27 protein-coding genes are annotated in these 24,372 nt (G+C 31.1%); 1 reads left to right on the top strand and 26 read right to left on the bottom strand.

What is annotated here, in order from left to right; translation table 11 throughout:
• Position 1 precedes the first annotated feature (1 nt).
• From N456_RS08030 to N456_RS07940, 20 genes are all read right to left on the bottom strand, one after another.
• Positions 2-853, bottom strand: coding sequence for a YARHG domain-containing protein (locus tag N456_RS08030; protein WP_062055737.1), 852 nt, complete (start codon positions 851-853; stop codon positions 2-4).
• A gap of 1 nt (position 854) precedes the next feature.
• The gene (locus N456_RS08025) at positions 855-1,625 is read right to left on the bottom strand and encodes a YARHG domain-containing protein (RefSeq protein WP_062055735.1); all 771 of its coding nucleotides are present in this window, start codon (positions 1,623-1,625) and stop codon (positions 855-857) included.
• Positions 1,625-3,061, bottom strand: a complete 1,437-nt coding sequence (locus N456_RS08020; protein WP_062055733.1) for a CHAP domain-containing protein — start codon at positions 3,059-3,061, stop codon at positions 1,625-1,627. Before N456_RS08020 ends, N456_RS08025 begins: the two co-directional genes overlap by 1 nt.
• A 139-nt stretch (positions 3,062-3,200) precedes the next feature.
• Positions 3,201-3,665: a hypothetical protein gene (locus tag N456_RS08015; protein ID WP_148639239.1), complete on the bottom strand. Its 465-nt coding sequence runs from the start codon at positions 3,663-3,665 to the stop codon at positions 3,201-3,203.
• A gap of 9 nt (positions 3,666-3,674) precedes the next feature.
• Complete coding sequence (locus N456_RS08010) at positions 3,675-4,061, bottom strand: hypothetical protein (protein WP_062055729.1); 387 nt, start codon at positions 4,059-4,061, stop codon at positions 3,675-3,677.
• 85 nt (positions 4,062-4,146) lie between these two features.
• On the bottom strand, positions 4,147-8,844 hold the full coding sequence (locus tag N456_RS08005) for a hypothetical protein (RefSeq protein WP_062055727.1): 4,698 nt from the start codon (positions 8,842-8,844) through the stop codon (positions 4,147-4,149).
• Positions 8,845-8,856: 12 nt separating this feature from the next.
• The gene (locus N456_RS08000) at positions 8,857-9,321 is read right to left on the bottom strand and encodes a PAAR domain-containing protein (RefSeq protein ID WP_062055725.1); all 465 of its coding nucleotides are present in this window, start codon (positions 9,319-9,321) and stop codon (positions 8,857-8,859) included.
• Positions 9,322-9,323: 2 nt separating this feature from the next.
• Complete coding sequence (locus N456_RS07995; RefSeq protein WP_062055724.1) at positions 9,324-11,129, bottom strand: type VI secretion system Vgr family protein; 1,806 nt, start codon at positions 11,127-11,129, stop codon at positions 9,324-9,326.
• Positions 11,130-11,309: 180 nt separating this feature from the next.
• Positions 11,310-11,756 carry a hypothetical protein gene (locus tag N456_RS07990; RefSeq protein WP_062055722.1) on the bottom strand — a complete coding sequence of 149 codons (447 nt, stop codon included), beginning with the start codon at positions 11,754-11,756 and terminating at the stop codon, positions 11,310-11,312.
• Positions 11,757-11,809: 53 nt separating this feature from the next.
• Positions 11,810-12,028: a helix-turn-helix domain-containing protein gene (locus tag N456_RS07985; RefSeq protein ID WP_062055720.1), complete on the bottom strand. Its 219-nt coding sequence runs from the start codon at positions 12,026-12,028 to the stop codon at positions 11,810-11,812.
• A 127-nt stretch (positions 12,029-12,155) separates the two neighbouring features.
• Positions 12,156-12,857 carry a hypothetical protein gene (locus N456_RS07980; protein WP_062055718.1) on the bottom strand — a complete coding sequence of 234 codons (702 nt, stop codon included), beginning with the start codon at positions 12,855-12,857 and terminating at the stop codon, positions 12,156-12,158.
• 21 nt (positions 12,858-12,878) lie between these two features.
• Positions 12,879-13,265 carry a hypothetical protein gene (locus N456_RS07975; RefSeq protein ID WP_062055715.1) on the bottom strand — a complete coding sequence of 129 codons (387 nt, stop codon included), beginning with the start codon at positions 13,263-13,265 and terminating at the stop codon, positions 12,879-12,881.
• An 84-nt stretch (positions 13,266-13,349) separates the two neighbouring features.
• Positions 13,350-13,496, bottom strand: coding sequence for a hypothetical protein (locus N456_RS24320; RefSeq protein ID WP_158447850.1), 147 nt, complete (start codon positions 13,494-13,496; stop codon positions 13,350-13,352).
• Complete coding sequence (locus N456_RS07970) at positions 13,493-13,729, bottom strand: hypothetical protein (RefSeq protein WP_062055713.1); 237 nt, start codon at positions 13,727-13,729, stop codon at positions 13,493-13,495. The genes N456_RS24320 and N456_RS07970 overlap by 4 nt, the downstream gene beginning before the upstream one ends.
• Positions 13,730-13,736: 7 nt before the next feature.
• Positions 13,737-14,243 (bottom strand): hypothetical protein, encoded by a 507-nt coding sequence (locus N456_RS07965; RefSeq protein WP_062055711.1) that lies wholly within the window; start codon positions 14,241-14,243, stop codon positions 13,737-13,739.
• Positions 14,244-14,267: 24 nt separating this feature from the next.
• Complete coding sequence (locus N456_RS07960; protein ID WP_062055709.1) at positions 14,268-14,525, bottom strand: hypothetical protein; 258 nt, start codon at positions 14,523-14,525, stop codon at positions 14,268-14,270.
• Positions 14,526-14,644: 119 nt separating this feature from the next.
• Positions 14,645-14,887 carry a hypothetical protein gene (locus N456_RS07955; RefSeq protein ID WP_062055707.1) on the bottom strand — a complete coding sequence of 81 codons (243 nt, stop codon included), beginning with the start codon at positions 14,885-14,887 and terminating at the stop codon, positions 14,645-14,647.
• A 4-nt stretch (positions 14,888-14,891) separates the two neighbouring features.
• Positions 14,892-16,283 carry a hypothetical protein gene (locus N456_RS07950; protein ID WP_062055704.1) on the bottom strand — a complete coding sequence of 464 codons (1,392 nt, stop codon included), beginning with the start codon at positions 16,281-16,283 and terminating at the stop codon, positions 14,892-14,894.
• A 114-nt stretch (positions 16,284-16,397) separates the two neighbouring features.
• Positions 16,398-16,766, bottom strand: coding sequence for a hypothetical protein (locus tag N456_RS07945; RefSeq protein WP_062055702.1), 369 nt, complete (start codon positions 16,764-16,766; stop codon positions 16,398-16,400).
• A 364-nt stretch (positions 16,767-17,130) separates the two neighbouring features.
• Entirely contained in the window at positions 17,131-17,610 is a 480-nt protein-coding gene (locus tag N456_RS07940; protein WP_062055700.1) for a JAB domain-containing protein, read from the bottom strand.
• A gap of 1,365 nt (positions 17,611-18,975) precedes the next feature.
• On the opposite strand from N456_RS07940, the gene N456_RS07935 reads away from it, so the two are divergent.
• Positions 18,976-19,320 (top strand): hypothetical protein, encoded by a 345-nt coding sequence (locus N456_RS07935; RefSeq protein ID WP_062055698.1) that lies wholly within the window; start codon positions 18,976-18,978, stop codon positions 19,318-19,320.
• Between the two features lie 98 nt (positions 19,321-19,418).
• Here N456_RS07935 and N456_RS07930 read toward each other — a convergent pair whose 3' ends face one another.
• The 6 genes from N456_RS07930 to N456_RS24315 form a co-directional block, all read right to left on the bottom strand.
• Positions 19,419-19,715: a hypothetical protein gene (locus N456_RS07930; RefSeq protein WP_062055697.1), complete on the bottom strand. Its 297-nt coding sequence runs from the start codon at positions 19,713-19,715 to the stop codon at positions 19,419-19,421.
• 109 nt (positions 19,716-19,824) lie between these two features.
• The gene (locus tag N456_RS07925) at positions 19,825-20,427 is read right to left on the bottom strand and encodes a hypothetical protein (protein WP_148639238.1); all 603 of its coding nucleotides are present in this window, start codon (positions 20,425-20,427) and stop codon (positions 19,825-19,827) included.
• A gap of 47 nt (positions 20,428-20,474) precedes the next feature.
• On the bottom strand, positions 20,475-20,861 hold the full coding sequence (locus tag N456_RS07920; RefSeq protein WP_062055693.1) for a hypothetical protein: 387 nt from the start codon (positions 20,859-20,861) through the stop codon (positions 20,475-20,477).
• Between the two features lie 294 nt (positions 20,862-21,155).
• Positions 21,156-22,037: a hypothetical protein gene (locus N456_RS07915; protein ID WP_148639237.1), complete on the bottom strand. Its 882-nt coding sequence runs from the start codon at positions 22,035-22,037 to the stop codon at positions 21,156-21,158.
• A 101-nt stretch (positions 22,038-22,138) separates the two neighbouring features.
• Positions 22,139-23,134, bottom strand: a complete 996-nt coding sequence (locus N456_RS07910) for a hypothetical protein (RefSeq protein ID WP_062055689.1) — start codon at positions 23,132-23,134, stop codon at positions 22,139-22,141.
• The coding region (locus tag N456_RS24315) for a hypothetical protein (RefSeq protein ID WP_082422479.1) at positions 23,121-24,372 on the bottom strand (1,252 nt) is incomplete at its 5' end. The genes N456_RS07910 and N456_RS24315, both read right to left, overlap by 14 nt.

The following is a 24,372-nucleotide window of genomic DNA, read 5'->3' as shown; positions in this document are numbered from 1 at the left end:
TTTATAACGCTATCAAACCCTGATCCGTAAGCTTATATTTGGTTACTTCCCGTCTAATCTCTTTAGTTGGGTATCGATTTTCTTCTGTACTGTTTTCTTTATCCCAGATTTTAAAAATCTTATAAACCTCTAAATCATCTTTATTTAGTTTAAAATCAATATCATAAAAACCACTCGTGATGCTGCCCTCACCCTCTCTTAATGAAGAATCTATAACTTTCACTTTGTTTATTATTTTATCTCCTTTGATACTAAATATATGAGAAGTAGGGTCTTCGCCACAGTATGTTACAAATAAGATGTTTTCAATTTCCATTAAGCAATTTATATTATATATAAAAGAACCTTTACCTTCGCAAATATATTCCCGTATGTCTTCATAGAATTTATATTTGTGATAATTTTCAGCATTAGAAATTAATTTTTCAATTTCTACAGATAATAATTTTTCATTTGTTAACGGATAGATACTTGATTTATTCCTATCAATAGAATTAATGCAATTTAGATTATCAATATGTATCTTATCTTCTGTTTTTTGCTCTAATTCTTTAATTTTCTTTATATAAAGTTGTTCATTATTTGATAAAGAAATTTTTATATCACGGTCAGGTTTATACCAAGATTTCGTTTTAAAGTACTCATTAAGATCATTGCTTTTAAACACATGTCCTTTACGTGCAAATATCTCATTTCTTATCAAACGTAGTTCTTCTTTGTTTTTTGTCTTTAATACTTCTTCTGGCAGGAACTCAAATGAAGCGACTTCATTAGTATTGTTTGATTTGCTTTCTGTTTGCCCTTTGCAAAACCAAAAAAACCATATAAATATCAATAATAGTACCTTCTGCATTTTATAACGCTATCAAACCTTGATCCGTAAGCTTGTATTTCTCAACGCTAGTAGATATTTTTTTATACCGTTGCCAACTCTCAATAGTGATTTCTAAGTCCTTATGATCTAATACAAAATCATACTCTTGATGATCGTCATAAGAACCAAAGCTACCATATAACTTTTTGATTTCAATTAGATTACCTACAATTAAATATGAATGAAGGTTTTCATTAGGATATGCTGTAATTATAAATCTATAATTATAGTTTTCTTCACAATTTAAATTAAAAATAGATCCATCAAATAAAATTTCTTTTATATCAGGTTTTAAGTTATTATGACTTAGTTCAATGTCGATTAATCCATTAGGAAGATCTTCATTCTCTATTTTAGCACCAGACAATGGGTATACTTTTGAATTATTAACGTGATAAAAATCAATACAATTAACTATTGAAGAATTATCATCTACTTTTTTCTCTAAGTTTTTTATTTTAGAGATATAAGTATTTTCTTGATCGGTAAGTGTTAAAGAAATATTGGAATTAGGCTTATACCAAGACTTAGTTTTAAAATATTGATTAAATTCATCGCTTTTAAACACATATCCCTTTCTTGCATACACCTCGTTACGAAGAAATCTTAATTCTTCTGCCGATTTGGATTGTAATTCTTTGTCTGATAAATACTTAAAGGTAGCTACAGAAGTTTCTGGCTTACTTTCAGTCTGTCCTTTGCAACTTATGCAAATACATAAGATTATAAGTACTAATAATAGCTTTTTCATTACAATTGTTTAGTATAATTTTTAGGTCTGTAATATCCTTTCCACCCTGCGTGACCGGCTAACGCCCCTCCTATTCTTTGATATACAGAAGTACGCGTACAATTTTTACCTTCATAACCTCCGTTATCTATATTGTGCTCTTCATCAGAAGATCCTCCTTTTCCAATAGCCTCTAGAATCGTGATATTATCTCCATCTACACTATGAACAATACCTGTGTGACCACCACCTATTTTCCTCCATACGAATATATCTCCTGCCTGTGGTACAAAATCAGAACTTTCGCTTCCTGTAACATGATTTATATTATCACTTCCTAAATTAGTTCTGAATAGTTTTTGAGTTTTCATTTGTTTAGTAGTCAATGCTTTAATTGTATCTGTAATACCCAATTTATGGAGGTATCTACATACAAACTCTGAACAATCAAGTCTACCTACAGCATCTTTGGTTTGTGAAGTACGAAGCCCCGTTGTTCCTATTCCCTTTATCCATTCAGATTCTTGCTTATACTGCACATGCTGATCTGCCCATTTACGCATTTCTTCTAATACTCCTTCACCATATACAGGGGCTTCATGTTTACTGGCATCGGTTACACAATTATAAGGATAACCCCCCAAAGCTTCTTTGAGTTTGATCCATGCTATACGACGACCTTTTTTATACTGTAATAAAGCAGGGTTAATTACTTTACTGGTAGCTCTTATGTCATCTTTGTCAGCATGCTTGTTTAGGTTGTTCTTTTTCCAATACCAACCAGCAGTATCAGCTGCTATATGGATATCACTAGCAACCTTTTTGTAATTAGCTCCAGAGAAAATATCTTCATTACCAGTAATATTAGAATATTCTTTATAGTGATAATCATGCGTTAAATGCATAAATCCACGACCTATATATGGTTTGTATTTATCAGTCCATTTATTTTCTCCTTCTTCTAATTTTGTAAAGAACTGCGTTTCTATATACATATTAGAAAGGAAATGTATTTTTTGAATACAATTGGTAATCCCGTATTTATTAAAAGATGCATTTAATACTTCTGTTAATTTCTCGAAGTTTTGATCTGATTGCGGAACATCCCCATCGTAAAATAATTTATCTTCATGATGATAGGATATTGATTCTCCTGATGTTTTATCAAACGTATTATCCCGAACTCTTTTTACTATTTTTCGTAGATCTTCTGCGGTAAAATCTTTGTTACAATAGCACTCCCCGGTTGCCTGCGGGAACATCAATCTCAATTGATTAATAAAAGCAATGGGATGAAAATGATATACATTTGGTGATGCAGGAAATATTCGTTCTGGTTGTTTTACCTCTTCTTGTTTAATAGAGGTTGTTGTGGTTTTATTTTTTTTATATGTTGCTAAGTCGGTATTCATATTATAGAATACTTTGTTTCTATTGGTGGTATTATTCTTAAACATCTGTTTTTTGAAATTTTGCAACGCAAAATTTCAAAAATCCACAACAAAAACTGCTGTGGTTTATCTTATATTTTTATTACTTACTCATACCGCCACTAGTTGCAAACTAGCGGTAGCCATACTAGGAACAGCAGGGGGGTTATTTCTCTTTTCTTAATTCACAGTATTTATCAGAATTAAACTCATCAAATAATTGTTCGCTATCAATACTACGTATATCCCTATTCAAATTATCCATAGTACAATATTTATTACGTCCTAAGGTATCTTGCTTAAATGGGAAGAAAGCATTTAAATTAGTTAAAAATAAAGTACTATCTCTATAGATATAATTCCAGTCTATAAAGTTTCCATAATTAGAGTCATATTCGTGAATTTTCAGAGTATCTAGGTTATATGAATATTTAAACTTATCATCTAAAAACATTGGACAATTAAGTTTCAAAAGCACTTTATTTTCTAAAAAAATAAAAATTTCACCTTCTTCCAATAGAATTTCTTTTACAGATTGATCATTACTATTAATTGTTTCTTTTGTTTGGGATTTACATGAAATCAAGAAAATAAAAAATAAAAAGAAACAGTATAAAGATCTAAATTTCATAATAGATAGCTATAAGGAGGTTTTGGAAAAAAACTTATTATTTTTCTTAGATAATATTATTTCATACGTTTCTTCTGCTAGATGTTTACCATCATCTGTATCAAAAACTTCTTTATAATCTATATATAAACTTATAGTTTCTAGACATTTTCCAGAATATTCAATAGGTCTTGCAGAGCATGTACTCTCTTTCAATTTTCTTAAAATTAGTTCACTATGCTTTTTTGTATAATAAACTATTGAATTTCCCAAATCAAAATTATCTCCTTGCTTTAATGCTTTCTCTATTTTTGTATAATGATCATTCAGCTTTGCAATATCGCTCTTTGTAAAACAATTTGGATTATTAATAATTGTATTTGTTTGTTCTTTATTAAAAGAACTACTTGATTTCATATTTTCCTGCTTTTTACACCCTAAAGCGAAAAACAAGGTTAGTAATATAATTGTGCTAAAAAATCTATTCATTTTGTTGTATGGTTTAACGTGTTGACGCATAACTGCCATCTGCATTCTCATTCATTTCGGGCAACTCATAAGAAGTTGGGTTATATTTTATTGGTTTCATTATCGCATATTCATTGCCTATTGTAACAGTACCATACTTAATTTGTTGTGTCCCAGAAACACTACCATTACCTTGATTCCCTCCTATGTATACATATTTATTTAGAGAAGTATTTTTTCCTACTATAATTGCACAGTGTGAGTAATTCAGTACTACTATTGCTCCTACAAATGCTTCACATTTCTCACCCTCTTTCCATCCTGTAAGTCCTGCTACATCTTTATCTGATGCTTTAGTATTACCTTCTGGAGCCCAATCAAAGGCATACCAATTAGATCCAGAGTTTATATTTGGATATCCAGCTTGCACAAAACACCAATTAACAAAAGATGCACACCAAGAAATTGTATGATCACCACTCTTTCTACCAGGCTTATGATATTTTACTATTTTTTCTTTTAAAGGAGATTCTGTTTCATTTAAACCCTGATATTCTGCAAACTCTTGATACACAAATTTAACCCAAGGAGCAATATCGCTAGATTCTATATCTTGTCTATTTTCGTTATTGATACATACAAAATCATATTTAAAAATATTTCTTAAAAGACTATAGTATTTTCTACGTTCCGATTTCCCATTTCCCCCTCCATTCACTAAAGTTGAAATGTAATTGATATACTTATCGCCAAAAAGCGCTATTTCATTTAATGACTTCTTTTTTATTTCAGAATGTTTAGAACCTGCTTTCTTATAATTAGACCAGAACCATCCTGCTGAATCCATAGCATAATATAAATTTTCGGATATATAGGTTTCATAATTGTTACTACGCAATTCGAGTTCTTCATCTGTTTTACCTTTTAAATCTCCATCAAACTTAGCAGCATATTTTAAATATTTTATTTGAGAGTTACGCCAGGTCAATTGCATAAATCCACGCCCCTTATATTTTGGGCCATCACCCATTTGAGTATTACCATTATTTATTGCTTCATCATGCTGACCAGGATTATAACCGCTACTATCTGCAAACTCTAATCCTGTAGTAAATCGTGCAGATTCCCAATATAATTGAGCTATAAAATGCATTTTTTGCACACACTGATTAATACCGTATTTCTTTGTAGTCTTATTTAACTCTTCTGTTAACCTTTCAAAAGTTTTATCATCACTTGGAATAGCACAATTACTATGATTTAAGATACCATTGCCAAGTTTTTCACTCTTACGGATTCTTGTAAATATATTTTTAAATTCTTCAGTAGTTAAATCTCGGTTACAATAACATTCTCCAGTTTGCTCTCCAAACATCAATCTCATTTGATTGATAAAAGCAATGGGATGAAAATGATATACATTTGGTGATGCAGGAAATATTCGTTCTGGTTGTTTTGGTTTTTCTTTTTTAGTTTCTGCGGGTTTTGTTTCAGATGCTGTTGTTGTAGGTTTAGCTGTTGTTACTGGAGTGTCTTGTTCTTTATAATCTGCTCTATGCTCGTCTGTAACACCAAAATCTAGTTTTACAGATTTAGGTTTTAATAAAATAGGCTTTTCGACCTTTCTTACTTTGGGGACATAGGGTTTACTGGCATCATCCCAAAACATTAAATCTGTTACTTGCGTTTTTAAGTTATTAAGATGTTCTTGTTTTTGATTTTCCATTTTATCAATTACGTCTTGCTTGCGTTTATTTTTTTTAGCAAGTTTGATTTGTGCAGTATAAAACTTTTCTACATCAGCTTCTACCTCCTCATATTTATAACTCCACTCATTTTTATGTTTGGCGACTACTCTACTCATTTCATAACGAACCTCATTCATACCTAAGGCAAATCTAACTTCGCTAGCATCTATGACAGGGCCTAATATATTAAAGTTCTTCCATATTTTTTTTATAAAATCGCTTTTAGTATCTGTATGACCAGGAGTGTCTTTTATTGCATAAATATACTCATCTCCTCCGTCTAATATAGTAAAACCAAATTGATTCCAATTGTATGGGCTAAAGAATTTTTCTTCATTAAACTTATCAATCTTTACCCAACCTTTTTCTATGGTTTCATTTTCGTTACCTAGGTAAAGATTATGGGTCACTACTTGTTTATAATGATAATTGCCATTTTCTTCGCCTAGTATAATATCTTTTTCATTGGTTGTCTTTACTATCGTAGGTTTTTCTAGTGTAATATCAGTATCTTTATTGTTGTCTGGTCTTGCCAACCAAATATCTGTTACATCTTTTACCAATCCTACTTCGTCTCCAACCTTTGGGGTATAGCCTCCTTTTAGTTTATGGCTTTGTATTTCTTGTTTTTGGTTAAACTCTTCTATATTAAACTCTAGGAGTCTGTGTGTAGCTTTATTAATGGGTCTTATCCTATCTCCTTTTTCATTACAGGCTTCTTTCCATTTTAATTCAAAGCTGGATACATTGGGGAGTTTGTTTTCAAAAAAAACAAATAAGGTATCGACATGTTCGTGTACTTTGGGGTCTTGCCCTGTATTGTCAATCGGTATTATTCGATAATTTTTACTGCTTTCAATTTTTCTATAGAGCTCGACAGGTATTATAGCTTGTATTGCTTTTTCATCTTCGTGTATAATGTTGGGGACTATATTTTTTTCAATTACTTCTTTGTAGACATATGTTACCCTTCTGTGTGAGGTTCCTATTCCTCCTTCTGCATTACAATTTAATCCTGGATGTGTATAAAATAAAGGCGAAATTTCTGCTTTATTTAATTTTCCTTCGAAAATCGTATTTATTTTATTAAAGCTATCGATCTTAGTTGCGGTAACAGGGTAATGTCCTGCATTGGCGCCTCCTTTTTTTAATCTTGATTTTGTACTATTTACATAGGTTGCACCGGCATCTACTAATAACTGATGTGGAACAAATTTTAATAGTTCTTTTTCTTCTTCTGCTTTATATGTTTTTTTGGTAACATTCTTTCTTTCTACTTCTTCTGGTTGATCATTATTATTTAGGATATTTCGTAGAAAATTAAAACTAAACCACTCTATTTCTTCGGGTTCATTTCTGGGGGCTTTCATGTAATCGATTATACTTTTTGCATTTCTTACACTCTTGTATACTTTTGTTTTGGTGTTTTTAATTTCATATTCATAGTTCTTAGATAAATCAGAGAATGGAATCCAAAAATTATAATCAATATATTCGCCTTCTGGCTCATAACTAACTTTTACTAGACTATTTTCTACGTCTTCTATATGGGTGAGTGTATCTTCTTCAGAAAGTATTGAATCAAATATTTTAGAGATGTAATTAAAATTTGCAATATTATAAACTATTTTTTTGCCTTTTGTTTTTTGATTATTTACAACTAAAGCGCTTTTTTCAACAATACGTTCTACTTTGTCAAGAATTTTTACTTTACAGAACTTATCTTTTTTAGCGATTACTTTTACAGGGGTTTTTTTTCTTATTGTAGCATTATCGGGTACTTTTAGTGTTTTATAAAGGATAACGTCTTTTGGTAGTTTGTAGTATTTCTTTTTGTCTAGTGGTTTTTCTTCTTCGGAGTGGATGTTAAAATCATCGTTTAAAAATTTTTTAATCTTATCATCATTATTATCTGCCATAAATATTTCATGATGGCATACGTAATAATCACCTTTTTTAGCTCTACTTTGTTTTAAACCAGTATGTCCTATCAATTTACCTTTTTTAATAGGGATGTCGCAAGGTACTATTGTATCAGTTGTTATTTTACTTTTGTCGACTGAGCTTTGTTCTAAAAAATTGCCTTTATGGCTAACACCTTCATACCCTTTGATGGTATACCAATTACCATTTGTTTCGATAATTGTTACTTCTTCTCCATAAGGAATAATAGCTGTTACATCACCGCTACTACTGGTTCTTACTCTTGCACCTTTGGTTTTTGGAGTGTCTTCTTTGATAACTACTTGATAGGAATCCCCTAAGTCTTTTACTCTTTTTTGATTCTTATAATCCTTGGTACAGATATAGATATCCTTTATTTCTTTTCCGTCTTTTGTATATGTTACTTTGGCATAATTACCAATCATAATTGGATTACCTTCATTATCATATACTTTTGATACTGTGTCCTGATAGGGTATTACTAATTTTATACCAGAATTATCCATATCGATTACAGAACTATTAGGGTTGCTATCGCTTAGTTTTAGGATACGAGCATTTAATCCTGTTTTAAAACTAGAAGGAAATCCTTCCTTTTTACTCACTTTACAAGCTTTTTTACTCATAAAGTGAGGTACTTCTTTTGAGTTAAAAGAGTCTAAAGGTAATAAGTGGTTATATAAGCTATAGAATGTTATGTTTTCTACTTTCTTTTCTATGCTTTCATCTTTTTTTCCTTTATTTTTTACAAGGTGTTTTACAAGGTCAAAATCGTGTTGAATTATTATAAAACAGTTAGAGTAGATGTATAAATGCTCCTGACCTGTTGCTATGTTCTTTTTTATAACCTCTTTGTAGTCTTCGGTAAATCGATAAGCAATAATTCTACCATCTGCAATAGCTTTTATGGAGTTATCTTTCCCTTCTATATGAATTCCTCCATGCCAAGTATTCTCACCACCAATTAAAAAGTTACCAAATTCGCTTCTAAAATCAATTTTTTTATTCTCAAGATTATCTGTAGGAAATGTAATATTCATAGTTGTTTTTAATTAAAAGCTTACATTAAATTCAGATAAATAACCATGTTGTTCTTCTGACTGTTGTCGTAACTCTTCTTGATTGGCTTGTGCTTCTCTGGTATTGCCGAGTATTCTATTAACAATAGAGATGGTGGGGAACGGTATTTCTGCAATGGGCATCACTGCTCTTGGTTGGCTACATCCTGTACCGATTAGTACGGTAGGGTTGCCTTCTGTAATACTACCGCCATGTGCTGTGGTATCGCCTAGGGTACTGGCAGGTTTGCCACCGATTAGTACAGAGGATACTCCTGTAGCAATAGTATCTGGTGGTCCTACGCAGGTACATAGATCTCCTATAGTGGCGGCGGGTTTATTGCCGATTAATACGGTGGGTACTCCTGGGCCTATTACGGGGCCTCCTACATGGGGTACGGTACCTGTACACATGGGACATAGGTGCATACTGCCTACTGTGGTTGCTGGTCCTGGCATAGTTAGTTGATTTTTACGATTGCTCCTGTTACTTCTGCTAGGGCTTGCCCTGCTATTTTGGTCTGCGCACCATTGATCTCTGCGGTGGTTTGTCCTTCTATAGTGGTATTCTGTGCAGAGGCAGTAAGATTACTGGTGGCTTCCATGGCTAGGTTGCTACTACTTCTGGCAGTCATATCGCCAGTGGATTGTAGTGCTACAGTGCCTTCTGCTAGTGCGCTAAGGTCTTGCTGTGCTGCTACTTGTATATTTTGATTGGCTTGGATATTGATGTGCTCCTCTGCAGCGATACGGATATTCTTAGCGGTGATCTCTATGTTTTCTGTCGCAGCGATGTATAGTGATTTTTCTTGGGTATTAAAACTAATCCTACTGCCTTCATTATCATAGATATTGATCATCTCTTGCCCCTCAGTATCATCGAGCTCTATGGTATGACCGCTACGGGTGCGGGTTACTTTTTTATTGTTAGCATCAGAGTTCCACTGATCGGGTTTGTTGACTCCTGTATATAGTGCTCCTATAACATACGGCTGATCGATGTCTCCAGAATGATAATTAATAAGTACAGAACTTCCAATTTCTGGAAGTATATGTACCCCATAATCGGCTCCTGTATATGGCGTAACGACGCGTATCCAGGGGCTTGTAGCTCCTGATTGATTGTCAAAAGGGTATCGGATTTTTATACGTCCTATTCTATCGGGATCATTGGTATCTACTACGGTAGCGGTATTGGATTGTGCACTAGAGAATGCTTGTATATCTGTGAGAGGAAATATATCTATATCTATGGGTACAGCTGTGATCTTATTTTGGTAAGCTCCGATCGCGGTTAGGCTGTGTTTTATATCGGTTATCCTATAACTACCATAGGTACCTCGCTCATTACGGATGCTGATTACTTTACCTAGGCTAATTCCGATATGTGTGCTATCACCAGTGATAATAACTTGCTGCTGCTGTGTTACTTTTTTCTGTAGTGCTACGCGGGTATCGATACGCTGCTGTAGATCTGGGTGCTCATAGGATTGGTGCTGTGCCTGTGTGGTAGCACTATATAAGGCATCGGCTACGGTATTGGCTATGGCGGTTACTCCCTGTGCATTGGTTACGACATCGGTAGTGGCTGCGGTAGTATCTTCTTCGGTGTGGTAGTTATGTCCAAAATAGGTTGTTTTTCCATGCTTAGGGGTGATACCTATTTTAAAACTCTTTAGATCTATACCATAGGTAAGAGGGATGGTGTCTCCTAGATGAGGTTTCCCAAAATATAGGGTGTCTGTATTATAGAGTAGGTATTCTCCTTTGGATATAGCTAATCGTTTTAGATACTGATATCGGCTCTCTCCATTCATTACAGAATACTGTAGGGTACTGTTATCCTCTGGTGCTATAGTAACATTTAGTTTAGATTGATCATAGACCCCTAATGTTTCTTGTACAATATCTGCTAGTGGCATCTGATTATAGGATTTATATTCTGGGCCATTATCGAGTATGATAGAGCTACTATATCCCTCGAATACAATTACATCTTCTGATGCTCCATTATATCCTTTTTGTGGATTCATAGCAGTGATTATTCCTTTAAAAGCGAGTTCGCTATAGCCCTCTATAGCCATAATGGATCGTGCTTGTATAGAGAAATCTCTACCTAAGAATCGTCTGCTATCTCCCAGTACGCTATCCTGATCGGTATTGCTTTCTAATACATCAGTGCGTATGGTAACGCTAAAAAAAGAGTGCTCGCCTACGCTCTCCTGTAATGAAAATGCTACAATATCAGAGATCTGCTCCCCGTCCATTCTAATAAAGTATTGGTCGTTGAAAGTTATCCACCACCTAATATGTTGTTTTTTAATTGTTTAATTTTTATTTATATTTCTTTACTTCGAAATGCTTCCGAAGGATTGTAATTTATAGAGCTTTTATTCTTGCATAATAGTATTATAGTCCTTTCTTAAACTACTCCTAGATGCTCTTATCTATTTTGAGAAATTTTCTTTATATTTTTCTTCGAGAAAAGTTTTCTTACCAAGAAGTCTAGTTATAGTTTGCCCCCAGTCTTCTTGTTCATAATCTTGAATAAATTCGTTAATAGTAAAAGGTTCTAACATAGCTGTTGCATTAATAGTCATTGTATATACTACTTCTGAGTTTATTCGTGGACTATTAGTAAAGTTTAGTTTAAATTTTTTTACAAATGCAGTTAGTTTTATTTTACGATTTAAAATAATCATTGGAGCTTCCGCTTTACCATATAATTCAATGGGGGCTTCTTGTATTCTTTCGAATAATAAAATTAGTAAATGATTCCTTCTAATAAGCATTTCTCCTAATGTTTCATTTCTATCCTTATTATATATAATTTCTAATCTATGTTTTTGAGGATAGTTCGTTCTATCATTTTGATGTTTATTATATTTAACCATTTAGAAGAAATTTAGAATTTTAAGAAATATAATAATTCAGTTAGAATTATGTGTTATTTTTTTAAAAAATCTATTTCTGAATTAAATACTTCTAAAATTTTGTCGATAGTCTCTAAGGTAGGACTGTTTAGACCTCTTTCAATTTTAGAAACTCTTTGCTTTGCATTTTTAATATTTCCAAATGCAAGTTCAGCTAATTTTTGCTGTGAATACCCTAATCTATTTCTCTCAAATTTAATAAAGCTAATAAATTTCTCTTCTGATTTTGTCATTTTGTTAGACATCTGTTTTATATAAATGATTGAATAGTATTAAATATAATCTAGTTTAATTAATATCTAAAATCATTTATCATTATTTTTTTATATAATAAAAAAATAAACTTTGTAATACAGAAACTTATGTTTCTGTATTTTTTTGATTTCTAGGGTTGTGTATACATTTTGCTTCATGTTTCTTTTTACTACTAATAGAACTATTTGAAGCTCCGCAATGTTGGCATGGAAAATTTAAAGTTTTTGCTTTGAGTTCTTTTTTAACTTCTTTAAGTTCTTCTTTAGTCTTGGTATGTTCCTTTTTTTCATCTAGTGTATTTTTTTCCCAAACTATTGACTTTCCTTTTTCTGCTAAAAGTTCTCTACTAATCATGATTAGTTCTTCTTCGGTTTTTTTTATTTCCTTTTCTTCTTGATACTTTAAATAATATATTTGAGCTAGATTCATTTCTATAGTAACAAGTATGAGTGATAATACTCCCATTGACCAATCATAAGTTTCAAAAAAGTGAAAAAATTTAAGTGTAAAAAAAAGTGAAATAATTCCAAATATATATTTATGCATCCCCCATTCTTTTTCACTATAAATAGTACCTACAATAATTGCGGAACTAATAACCACACCAATACACACACTAGCTATAATTCTTGCGAGTCCTATCAAAGACTCAGGAAAAACTAACATAAATAAGGTTGATGCTTCAATAGCATAAAAAATAAGATAAAATAAATTAAGTGTCTGTAAAAATGACAAGCTGAATTGAAATTCAGCGAGCCAATTAGTTTTAATTTTCATTAGTTCTAACGATGTGTTTTGATTTTCCATAAATGCTAACGTATTACATTTCTAATTAATATAATTCAATCTAAAACCCCACATTATAGAAGGCTCATCCTTTGCTTTCCTTGGGCTAAACCATCTTATAAAAATAGCTTGATTTTGAATGTGTCGATAGTTACAGTGTATTTGCTGTTGAGGTGCTTCGTCCTGTGAAAAAAAGATATTTCTTTTTAGATTTTCTTCTTTCAGAATTTTTGTAATTTTATCAATCAAATACAGTATATCTTTTTGAGAAATTTTTAAATTTTCTTCTCTACTTCTCGATTCCATTGATTTTAATCTCATACGTGCTTTAATAGGTGTTAACCCATCACCACTTGCTACTTTTTTTAATCTACTTTTGTGATTTTTTTGCCAACGTTTGACAAATTTTTTATCAAGTTTATTTTCCATAAATACTAACGTATATTAAAAACTTAAAACACTCTTATTACTATAAAGAATGTTTTAAGTTTTTTTTTGATTAATAAGTTATATTTAATTTGCTTTCGCTTCTAGATGCCAATTAACAGGGAATTCTATACCTCTATAAAAACCATGCTCAATAGCTTTTCCAATGGCTTGTAAAACAAATTCTGCGTTTTCTAGCTCATTTTCTTCTAGTTCTATTTTTAATATCTTCATAATAAAGTATTAGTATCAACAGATTCAAAATGAAATTCCCCTTCGCCTTCATAACCTTGTGTTTGGTTATAAGTTTGTAAGTTAAAAAGTTGGTTTTTTTTGATTTTTTCACCCTCTTTTTTAGCCTGTTCTTTACATGTCTTTATAACACTTTCAGGCTCAAAACACACTCCTATAACCTCTCTCGAATTATAACTATGCCAGTTGTCTGTTTTATATATTAAATATACCATAGCTTAATTATGAAACTTCCATTTCAAAAATACATTTAGCTATAAGACAGGGATTTATTCCTTCATCAATCCAATTGCACATCTCGTTAAACGAATAACCAAACTGTTTAACTTCCTCAAACATTTGCATTTGGGTATAATTAGATAAGTTAATCTTAGATTCATACACCTCAATTTCTTCTGTATGTGGATTAATTATTCTATCTTCTCTAAATAAGTAAATATTATCTTCAATCTTTTTTCTATACTGGTTACAGCTTGGATCTGTTTGTTCCCATCCTTTTGAGGTCAATTCTTTATATAAAATTTGATTTGCTAGTTCCTTCAATTGTTCTAAGTTATGTTCCCATTCTGAATGTGCATTTTCAAAATAAATAACTCCGTCCTCCAGTGCTCCTAATTCTTTTTTTAATTTCGTTTCATCATGCCAACGGACATAGATTTTAGCTTCTCGTAAAGCTTCTTTGAGATCTGTGATTATAACGTCTTGTCCTTTTTTGTTTTTAATTTTCATAAATGCTAACAGGTTTAATTTAGATTATTTTAAAAATTCTTCTATCTCTTTTAGTGTTATTCCTGAACATGATTTAAAAACATCAAAACCACCGTTTGTTACTTCTTTAAAAATTACCGTTGTTCCGTCCCTTTTGTTACTTAGATATTCGCTGAATTTTGCGCCCTTTGTGATCACTTCAGTTAGTTGATAGCCTGTTGTGTGCTTTTCTATTAAATAGCTTATTAAATCAGCTCTTTTAGTCTCGTTTGTTATTTCGTCTAGTTTATTTATTTTACTCATTTTTTTGTCTTAAATAAATTTGTTATAGTTGTTAAATAATTGCTTTTAATACTTGTTTTGGCTCTCTTTTCATATTTGTAAATAGGCGCAAGCATTACCCTACGCCTATAATTAATTTTTTAAGATGGATTATAATATAAATTAATGTCGTTAAGGTTACTTGTTTCAAATTCCTTGAACGTACAATATTGTTCTAAATAATCTAGCGGAATTCGTCCATTATTTGAACTATAGTAGCCTTGATTTTGATAACGTTTTTTCCATTTATTAAACGCTTCTTTTTGTTCTTCTGGTGTAGAGTATGTGTCTTGACTGATCGAAAAGCCATCAGGTGAAAACACTTGATATATTTTGTTCCCCATAGCTCTAATTTTTATATTTAGAAAGTAAATTTTTAACCTCAGTTTCTTTAGTTTTGGAAAATATCCACCCCGCCACTTTTTTACTGTTTACATTTAAACGAAAATTAAATCTTCCTCCAATAGCTTTTAATCCTTCTTTGATTTCTTTGGTGTTACCTATTATTGCAATAGCTTTTTGTGAATAGTCAATAATTTCGAGATTTAAACCGTCAAGACTTACCTTTTTTTTGGCTTGATCTTGCTTTACCTGTTTAGTATTCACTTGGCAAAAATACCGTCCTTCTGCATTGGCTATAGCTAAAAGGTTTTTTGTATTTTCATTTTCGAAGTCTAAATATTTCTCTTTGCTAATTCTCCAACCGCTACGGCTATAACCAGAATGTAAATAATAACCTGCGCCCATTGAGTATTTTTCTCTGTGTTCGTCCTTGGGAGTCCAAAACTCTGCATTTTCTTTTGTTTTTACATCTCCGCTTTGGTCAACTGTTGGCTTTATAGCAAATTTTCGTATTTCTTCATTATCACTATTTAAAGAGGCTTTCCGCATTTCATTAAATAAGTCTCTTTTGTGAGTGCTAAATGCTAAATAAATAGTTTGAACGCTTTGACTGTGGTAATAATCTGTTTGGCTGTCGCTTCTATCTTCCATTAATTCAGCAACTATTACGGCTTTTACATTTTTAGGAATTTTTAAACCTTTTTTACCTTCTTCAATTTTGGCATTCGTTAATTGTTGGTTTAATAATTTACTAGCATCTTCCTTTTTTTGTTGTTTTCGTTCTTTAGTTTTTGCTTCAATAAGAATATTATTTAATTCGTCAAGGTTAATTTTTTCACCTTCAATATAATATGTTCCAATTCTAAAAATTTCTGTAGATGGTTCTAAATGAGTTGTAGAGCCTAATTCTAATGTTTTAAGGTTTACATATTTGTAATTAGTACCCCATTCAGAAGTATTTATATGATAGATAACTTTCTTTTCGTGGTAACTTTCTGATTGTCCGTAACCGTTAAAAAATATGACTTGCCCAACTTCTATTTTATAAGCCTCCTTATGATCTCCTTTTGGGTTAATAGGTAATTGTTCGGCTTCTTTAAGACAGTCAAACTGTAATAACCCAATAATATGAGTTTCCCTTACTTTTTTTTCAGTGGCGTTGGCTTTTACTGATGCTAGATTTACTTTTGGTGATGTTAGGGGTGAAGTCTCAAAAGTTAAAAAATTGTTGCTTTTCCCTGCTCTTCCTGCAATTGCTATTGTTGCAATTTTGCCATTACTTTGTTTCATTGTGGTTATTTTCCAATCATAACCACCATAATTTTCTGTTGTTTCAGCTGTCCAACCATTGAAATCATTTTGTACTACTGTATTGCTGTTGTTATTTCTTTCTTTCATATTTATAATGCTAACGGGTTAATTAATTTTAATGCTAAATGCTAACGTATTGATTAACACACAACCTATAAAATTATGGTTGTGTGTTAGTTTTTAAATTCTAATTATTGATTTTTATTTTTGTTCTGTGAGCCATACAGGATAAGGAAAACCAGATTTTTTTGATATAAGGTAAATACAAAATTTGCCTTTTTTGGACTTATAAACGCTTTTCCCTTCGTGAGTTAATTTTGTTTTTGTTCCCATCCATAATGGATAAAACTCACCAGTACGGACAGAAAGACATTTTATATACTTGCTTCCTTTAGAAGTTGTAAATAACTCAAAATTTTTATTTTCTATTTCTATATTTTCATTGATAGGTGTCCCACTCTCTAAGTCAAAGCCTTTGTTTTTTATCGGTTCAAAAGTTTGTGATTGTGAAAGAAAAGAAGTAAGTAAGATTAAAAAAAAGAATGTGTATTTTCTGTTTATTATATTCATAATGCTAACGGGTTAATTAAGTGTTCATCTATTTTTTTGTATAAGTATTCTTTATCGTTTTTATAACCATTAAAAGATACCTTGTAATCACATAGCCTAGTGTAGTCTCATCGACTACAACCAACTTTGTTTTTTTTATGTATTAAAGGGTTTAACAAACTCTACAGTAATATGCAGATGGATTAATAATAATTGAATAATGCAAAATATTATACATACTATTATAAATGTTAATACTATGGTTAAAATGATGTTGCCTAAAAGGTTTTTTAAACAGTTATTGGGAAAGAATATGTTTTTCATAATATTTAAATGCTAACGGGTTTTAATAACTTTATAATGGACGTAATTGTGCAGATGAGTATTAAAATAAACATTCATCATTCATTGATGAATAAGACTCTCTAGTAAGAATTATACTGTCTAATAAGGAGATTTCCAAAAGTTCACATGCTACCTTTAGCTTTTTTGAAACTGATATATCACTATTTGAAAACTCTAAACTTCCACTCGGATGGTTATGAAATAATATTATACTATTGGTTTTAATTAATAAAACATCTCTTAATATATCTTTAATCGGAATTAAAGTATTCGAATCTGATCCTTTAGTAAGATTTGTAACATTAACAACACAATTTTTTCTATTTAAGTGTAATATTTTGGCTTCTTCTTTATCATCCATACATAGGTCAAAATATGGTTTCATAAAATTTGAGGCGTCTCTAGATGATTTGATTTTTTGAGTGGCAAGTGTTGTTCTTTTGTAAGTAACTTTTAATTCACCTACAAAGTCTTTATAAGTGGCAAGTCTGTTTTTTATTAACGGGTTTTCACTGTTCATAATGCTAACGGGTTTTAATTGTTTAATAATAAATGCTAACGGGTTTTGTGATTGTTAAACATTCCGAAGAATGCAATAACTATTAAAATTGTAATTCTTAATTCAATAAATATCTTTTGATATTTATATTGTTGACGGTATAGGAATCGAACCTATAAGTTATATTAAATAACTTCTACCATACCGCCTTTTTATCGTTTCGCCTGTTACATCTTCATTACGAGGGCGATTTATTTTAACTAGCATTAAAAAAATCTCCCCTCGATTTATAGGGGTGTAACAGTCTCAAAATGTCAAATAACGAAGGCACTATGTTTGGACATAATTCGCAGTTTAAAATGTTGGAATTATTGTTTTATAACAATGTTTATCAGTAGATTAATACTTTTTTACTGCTGATATAAAGGTAACAATATATTGTTACCTTTGCAAGTTTATATACATCTTTTTTGTAATAAAACTACTGTTTGTTTTTAACAAAAGAATGGGCTCGATAAGAATAAATAAAAAACTCTTATAGTTTTATTTTAGCCTTCTTATAATTAAGCTTTCTGGTACTTCTTAAAGCAAATAATCATATATAAAAAAACTTAATTGTTTTCATTTTGCTTATGGTTTAAAAGTGTTTGTATGTAATGCTCTAAATTTAAAATATTTGACGAATAGGAATACAGACAGTAACACGAAAACAAAACAGAAATGAATAGTATTATTATTTATAATCAATAGTTAAACTATAGAAAGGTATTATAAAATTATTGTCAGCTTGTCATTTTCGGGTGTATCTCGGGCGTATTAGTTTGTAAATAATGGGAAGCCTTATTTTTACTAGTGTTTTTCTTTTACTTCCAAATCTTATTAAGATTTGGAAGTAAAAGAAAATTCTATTCAAAAACGGTTAAAGTATTGATGTATAATATGCGAACGGTTAGGAATTATTAAAGCATAAGAAGAAAAGCCAAAAACCTCACTAAATTGACTATAAATACGACCCCACCCCCTAAAGTAAAATGACTTTTAGAATTGCCCCTCTATAGTTCAAACCCAACCAGAGAAGTATACACTCTATCATATATTAAATATATTTTAAAATGAAAAAAATGTATATAAAAAATATACTATAAATATATTTTTTATATACATTTGTTTAAATATTGTTAATCCATCATGTTTGATTATTATCTAACCCTTTATAAAGGGCTTACAAACCCTTTATAAAGGGTTAAGGACAAGGACAAGGACAAGGACAAGGACAAGGACAAGGACAAGGACAAGGACAAGGACAAGGACAAGGACAAGGACAAGGACTCAAATTGAAAATTTAGTAAAGCTTAAAACAACATTATAAACTCTAAAAAAAATAATATGAAGATAAGTTTTGATTTTGATAATACTTTAGAAAAACCTGAAATACAAAAAATAGCAAAAGGGTTTATTGAAAAAGGTCATGAAGTTTGGATAACTAGTTCACGAAAAATAATAGGTGATCAGACTAGGGTCATTCATAAAGATATTTTTGATGTAGCTATACGGCTTGGTATAGGAAGTAATATTCAGCTTACAAACTACCAAGATAAATTTAACTATCTAAGTGGGTTTGATATACATTTAGATGATGATAAAGAACAAATAGATTTAATCAATGCATCAAATCAAAAATGCATTGCACTACATTTTGAATCAGCTAAGAATATTAAAAAACTTATATGAAACTTGTAATTAACTTATTTATCAAATATAACGACTAAAAAAATGATTACCAAGAGTACTTGTTTCATAGAACATTAGGCAAAAAAGTATTTAATATGCTATTCATCAGAGAATAATTCAATAGATTTAATATCAACTAAATAAGGGTTGTTTGTTCTAGAAATTAGATCGAATTTTTCAAGGATTTCATTAATAAAAACTTTACCTATAACTGTTATATACTTACCGTTGTTTTCTTTAATCAGTACTTTTCTTGTATTTTTATATCTATTTAGGAGTAAGACTATTTTAGTTTTATCTTTTAGAATTATACTATGAGTAGAAAAAAGAATATTTTCTTTTTGATGAGAAAATCTCCCTGTAATTGACAAAAATTTCCCTTCATTTTTCTTCAAATATTTTAGACCTTTAATATATTCATTTTTGATCTTTACGGTGGTAGAACACCCAAAAAAAACAAATGAGAAATGTAACTGATATACATGTTAAATTAGATCCCATTAACTAATACTTAAAAATACTCCACTTAGAGTTTTGATAATCGACCTCATGAATAGTAACCGCTACTCTTGTAGTATTTGATGCAACAGAAAGTTTATTCATTATGATCAGTTTGTTACAAAATTTTAAGATCTCTTCAATAGGAAGAGATCTTAAATATAAGGCATCTTCAATTTCTGCTTCTCCAGTGATACTGGTGGCATAATCAGTGCCATTGCGGGGTACTGTAGGGATAGAATAGTAGAACTCATTACTCTCTGAATTTGTTAAAAAATGAAAACTAAAATCTGGAAAAAAATAAGGATCAGTACATTCTGAGTCTTCTTTATGTACTGTAAAGACTTTGTTACACATAATTTTATGATCAAGATCAAAAATTAAAAGAGACGTTTTTTTAAGTTTTAGGATATCAATCATATTTCCGATCTGAAGAATACAGGCATCAGAATTCCCGTACACGCGTTGATTCATTTTTAAAGGAGTATAACTAATATCTGAGTATTCAGGGTAATCAGACAAGAAATCTGTAGTATTATGATGAAGTGAACACCTAAAATCAGGGTTCAAAATCGTGTCTATAGTATTTTTTATGGTCGTTGGTTTCATTCTATTGGTTTTAAGAATAGTAAACATTATCTGATTAAGTGTGTAACTTAATATATTGATACTGCTGCTTTAAGACTATTTTCTAGCTTAACAATTTTGGCTTCTATGTCAGCTAAAGATAATTCTTCTTTCATTCTATTAAATGTTGAAACAAATCGAGTAACATTCTTTTTGTTTTTTCCGAAATCTATTAGTTGACTTTCGATACAAGCACTTTTTAGACGAATAGAGCCATTATTAATACTAATCGTTACTTCTTCGCTCCATGATCTCCACGAGAATTTAGTAATTGCAACACATTCTGTTTTGAACAAAGAATCAATATTCCATTTTAGTTCTTCTATAGTTTCTATAGCTATAATGAATAATTGTTTATCTGATAGTTCTGGTACTGTAATGTTTTTGACATATTTTGGTGGAAATCCGAATATCATATTATTTATTATTTAGTTGTTGTACAAAAATACTTAGGGATTAATTTTGAAAATTTTTAAAATAAGGAGTACAAAGAGTCTATGCTATATAAGTTCTATTGGTCTATTTTTAATGCTATTTTGTGTTTTACTAAACACAAAAACCAATAGTATAGCAGTAGCTCAATTATGAGATATAAGTGTATGTAACGCCATCTCGACTAATGTCAATTTTAGTTGTTGATAATATATATTAGTCTTTTTTTCGTTTCGTTAGCTAAAGGAATTAATCGGATTTTGGGTGCGAAATTATCATTATCGTATAATTTCTAGCTTATTACTGCCTTTAGGTTTGTGGAGATATAAATATCTAGATTGCCTCACTTTTCTCATTTTACCATTCCTATCAAATTTAGCTCCAAACGAATAAGCTGCTCTACCTTTTCTGTCAATACTTTTTAATGTCACTACTTTTCCGTCACCTCCAAAAATCATTTTATACTTATCCATAGGAAAAGGCTCTATAAAATCGCTATCAATAACATTAATAAAGTGATTTATTCTGCTTCTTATTCCTGAGTTTTTAGAGTCATTGTAATGAGCAGATTTCAAATACTCCAATTCTCTGGTTGTAGCCATGTCAACCCATTTTTTCTCATCTTGATTTTGGATAATATCGTCATATTCTTTATAGAAATCTAGAATTTCTTGCTCTAATTCTTTTTGATCTAGTTCTATAAGTACTTGTGATTCGCTCCATCCTTTTAATTGATAAGGTACTTCTGCCTCAAAGGTAAATGTCTCTTCATAATAAGGCAATCCATCAGTAAGAGTAGCATAATGTTCTTTTACAATATCATAGGCTCCTGCTTCATATGGTTGCTTTTTATCTCGCTTAAAGATTTTAAGCCTAAAACTATCATCGGCATCTATAGTTGTATATTCTTTACCATCTATTTTACCTAGCGGAAATAACTTAATTGTCACTTTCTGAGTGCCACTTTGTAAAATCAAATCGTTAATCGGAGTCGCATGATTCATCAATCCTACATTTTCATAATGTTCAAAGGTTAGTATTCCATTGATATAGATTTCATAAAAACAACCACTTTGGTAGCCTTCTATATAATATTGAGGCATGGTGGTATAGTCTAGTGAATCTACACTAGTATATAATTGTTCTATAGGTCTTTTCATATTGTTTTTTTTATGGTCTTGTGCGCAAGAAATATAAAAAACAAAAACCAACAGAGTAGTAGCCCAATAATAAGACTTGGCTATTTGTAACCTCGCTACCATTACCTTATGATCTCTAGCTTATTACTACCTTTGGGTTTGTGGAGAAATAGATAGTATGAAGTTCTTGCTTTTGCCCTTTTACCATTACGATTTTTGTTTTGAGCGAAAGAATATGCTGACATCCCTAATCTTTCAACGCTCTTTAAAGTAACAACTTTTCCATCTCCTCCAAAAATAATTTCATACTCATCTAGTGGTATGTTATGTACTAATTCTGTGTCAAAAATATTAATAGAATGATCAACTCTCCTTCTTATTTTGTGATTTTTAGAATCATTATAATGAACAGATTTAAGATATTCTAATTCTCTTTTTTTAACCATTCCTACCCATTTTTCTTCATCTTGCTTTTGGATTATATCATCATATTCATTGTAAAAATCGAGGATTTCTTCCTCCAGTTCTTTTTGATCTAGTTTTGTAAGTACTTGCGATTCACTCCATCCTTTTAATTCATAGGGCACTTCTGCTTCAAACGTAAAGGTTTCTTCATAGTAGGGTACTCCTGCATTAAGAAAAGCATCCCCCCGTTCTCCACTTACCGTAGGGGCAAAATATTCTTTAACCACATCATAGCCTAATGCTTCATAAGGTTGTTTTTTATCTCGTTTAAAAATCTTTAATCGAAATTTAGCATCAGCATCTATGGTTGTAAATTCCTGATCTCCTATTTTACCTAAAGGAAATAGCTTTACCGTTACTTTTTGTGTTCCACTTTGTAAAATCAAATCATTAATAGGAGTAGAATGATTCATTAATCCTACATTTTCATAGTGTTTAAATCTTAATATTCCATTAATATAGATTTCATAAAAGCAACCACTTTGATAACCTTCTATATAATATTGGGGCATAGTTTCATAGTCTAAGGAGTCTACATTGCTATATAATTGTTCTATAGGTCTTTTCATATTATTTTTTTTATGGTCTTGTGCGCAAGAAATAAGAGTTATAGAGCAGCATAGAGCTACTATAATTTGGTTAATTCGTTTCATTATAATATTTTTTACGATCGTGTGGGTTAAATATTTCAAAGATATACATTCTACCCAGACTAGCTGTACCTTCTCCAAATTTTGGAATCTTTGTTGGCTCATCCTCTTCATTAGAATCAAACCATTCTTGATCCATAACTTCAAACTCTACATTTTGAAAATACTCTCCTGTGATCCCGTCAAAGAATAAGGTATCTTCCAGATAAGGACCTAGATCAGGATGAATCCCAAATCTACGTGTGATTCCTACCGCAGAGTTAAGTACTACTTTTCCTTCTATTTTTACATGTGTTTTTATAGGGAACACCTTTAATAATACTTTTTCTCGTTTATCTTCTACTTTTATTTCTCCTTCTAGTTCTAGTCCAATAGCACCTTGCATTTGTAAGATATCTCCTGGTTGCAGGGTATGATTACCTCCTGCTTTTTGATCTTTGGCACTATTAGTTAATAAGAACTCTCCTGTTAAGGTGTTGTAACGTATATTGATATCAAAAGAAATTTTGCCTTCTACAATAGCTTTTACCTTAAATTTTTTGAGTGCTTTTGGTAATCGCTTTGGTTCAAACTCATATTCTGTAGAGATCCCAAAAAATGGATCTGCTCGTAATGCATACTCTATTATGGTAGTAACCTTGCCTATGCCATGTTGTTCTTTGTATATGGCTGCATTCATACTAATCTGAGGCATGTGAAAGGTAAGATCGTACTGATCCTGAAACTTTTTAATCGTTTTCTGTGCTTTCTTTAGTCGTTTGGCAACTTTGGCTGCTTTGTACATAGAAGGAGCTACTTTACCTCTGGTGAGGTAGAGTAATAGTACATCTAAAGCAATGGAAAACAATACCATTTGGAAAATGTAATAATTAAGCACCGCCTTATAGGGTTGCACCTCAGAATAGTTGATAAGACGATCCTTATCTATCATTGCGTGAAATCCTAATGCCACTTCGGTAACACTTTCTTCTACAAATTCTTGTAGTATTGCTTGCACCTTATCCCAATCTTCCTTCCTCTCTCTATTATCTCCAAGCATGTATTGCTCTACAAAGGGTTTTATTTTTTTATTAATCCATTCTAATCCCTTAGCTATGTATGACATATAATCTGCATAGCCTTCTACCAGAGGTACTTCTTTATCATTATGATATAAGATGTGCTTTTTTTCTACTCCATAATTTATGTGTACTGCCCATACTACATCGGGGTGGATTAAAAAGTTAGGAGTACGCACATAC

The sequence above is a fragment of the Aquimarina longa SW024 genome (genome assembly GCF_001401755.1).
GTDB classification, from domain to species: domain Bacteria; phylum Bacteroidota; class Bacteroidia; order Flavobacteriales; family Flavobacteriaceae; genus Aquimarina; species Aquimarina longa.
Note: the sequence above shows the minus strand (reverse complement) of the source record. Positions and strands in the feature narration are given on the sequence as shown.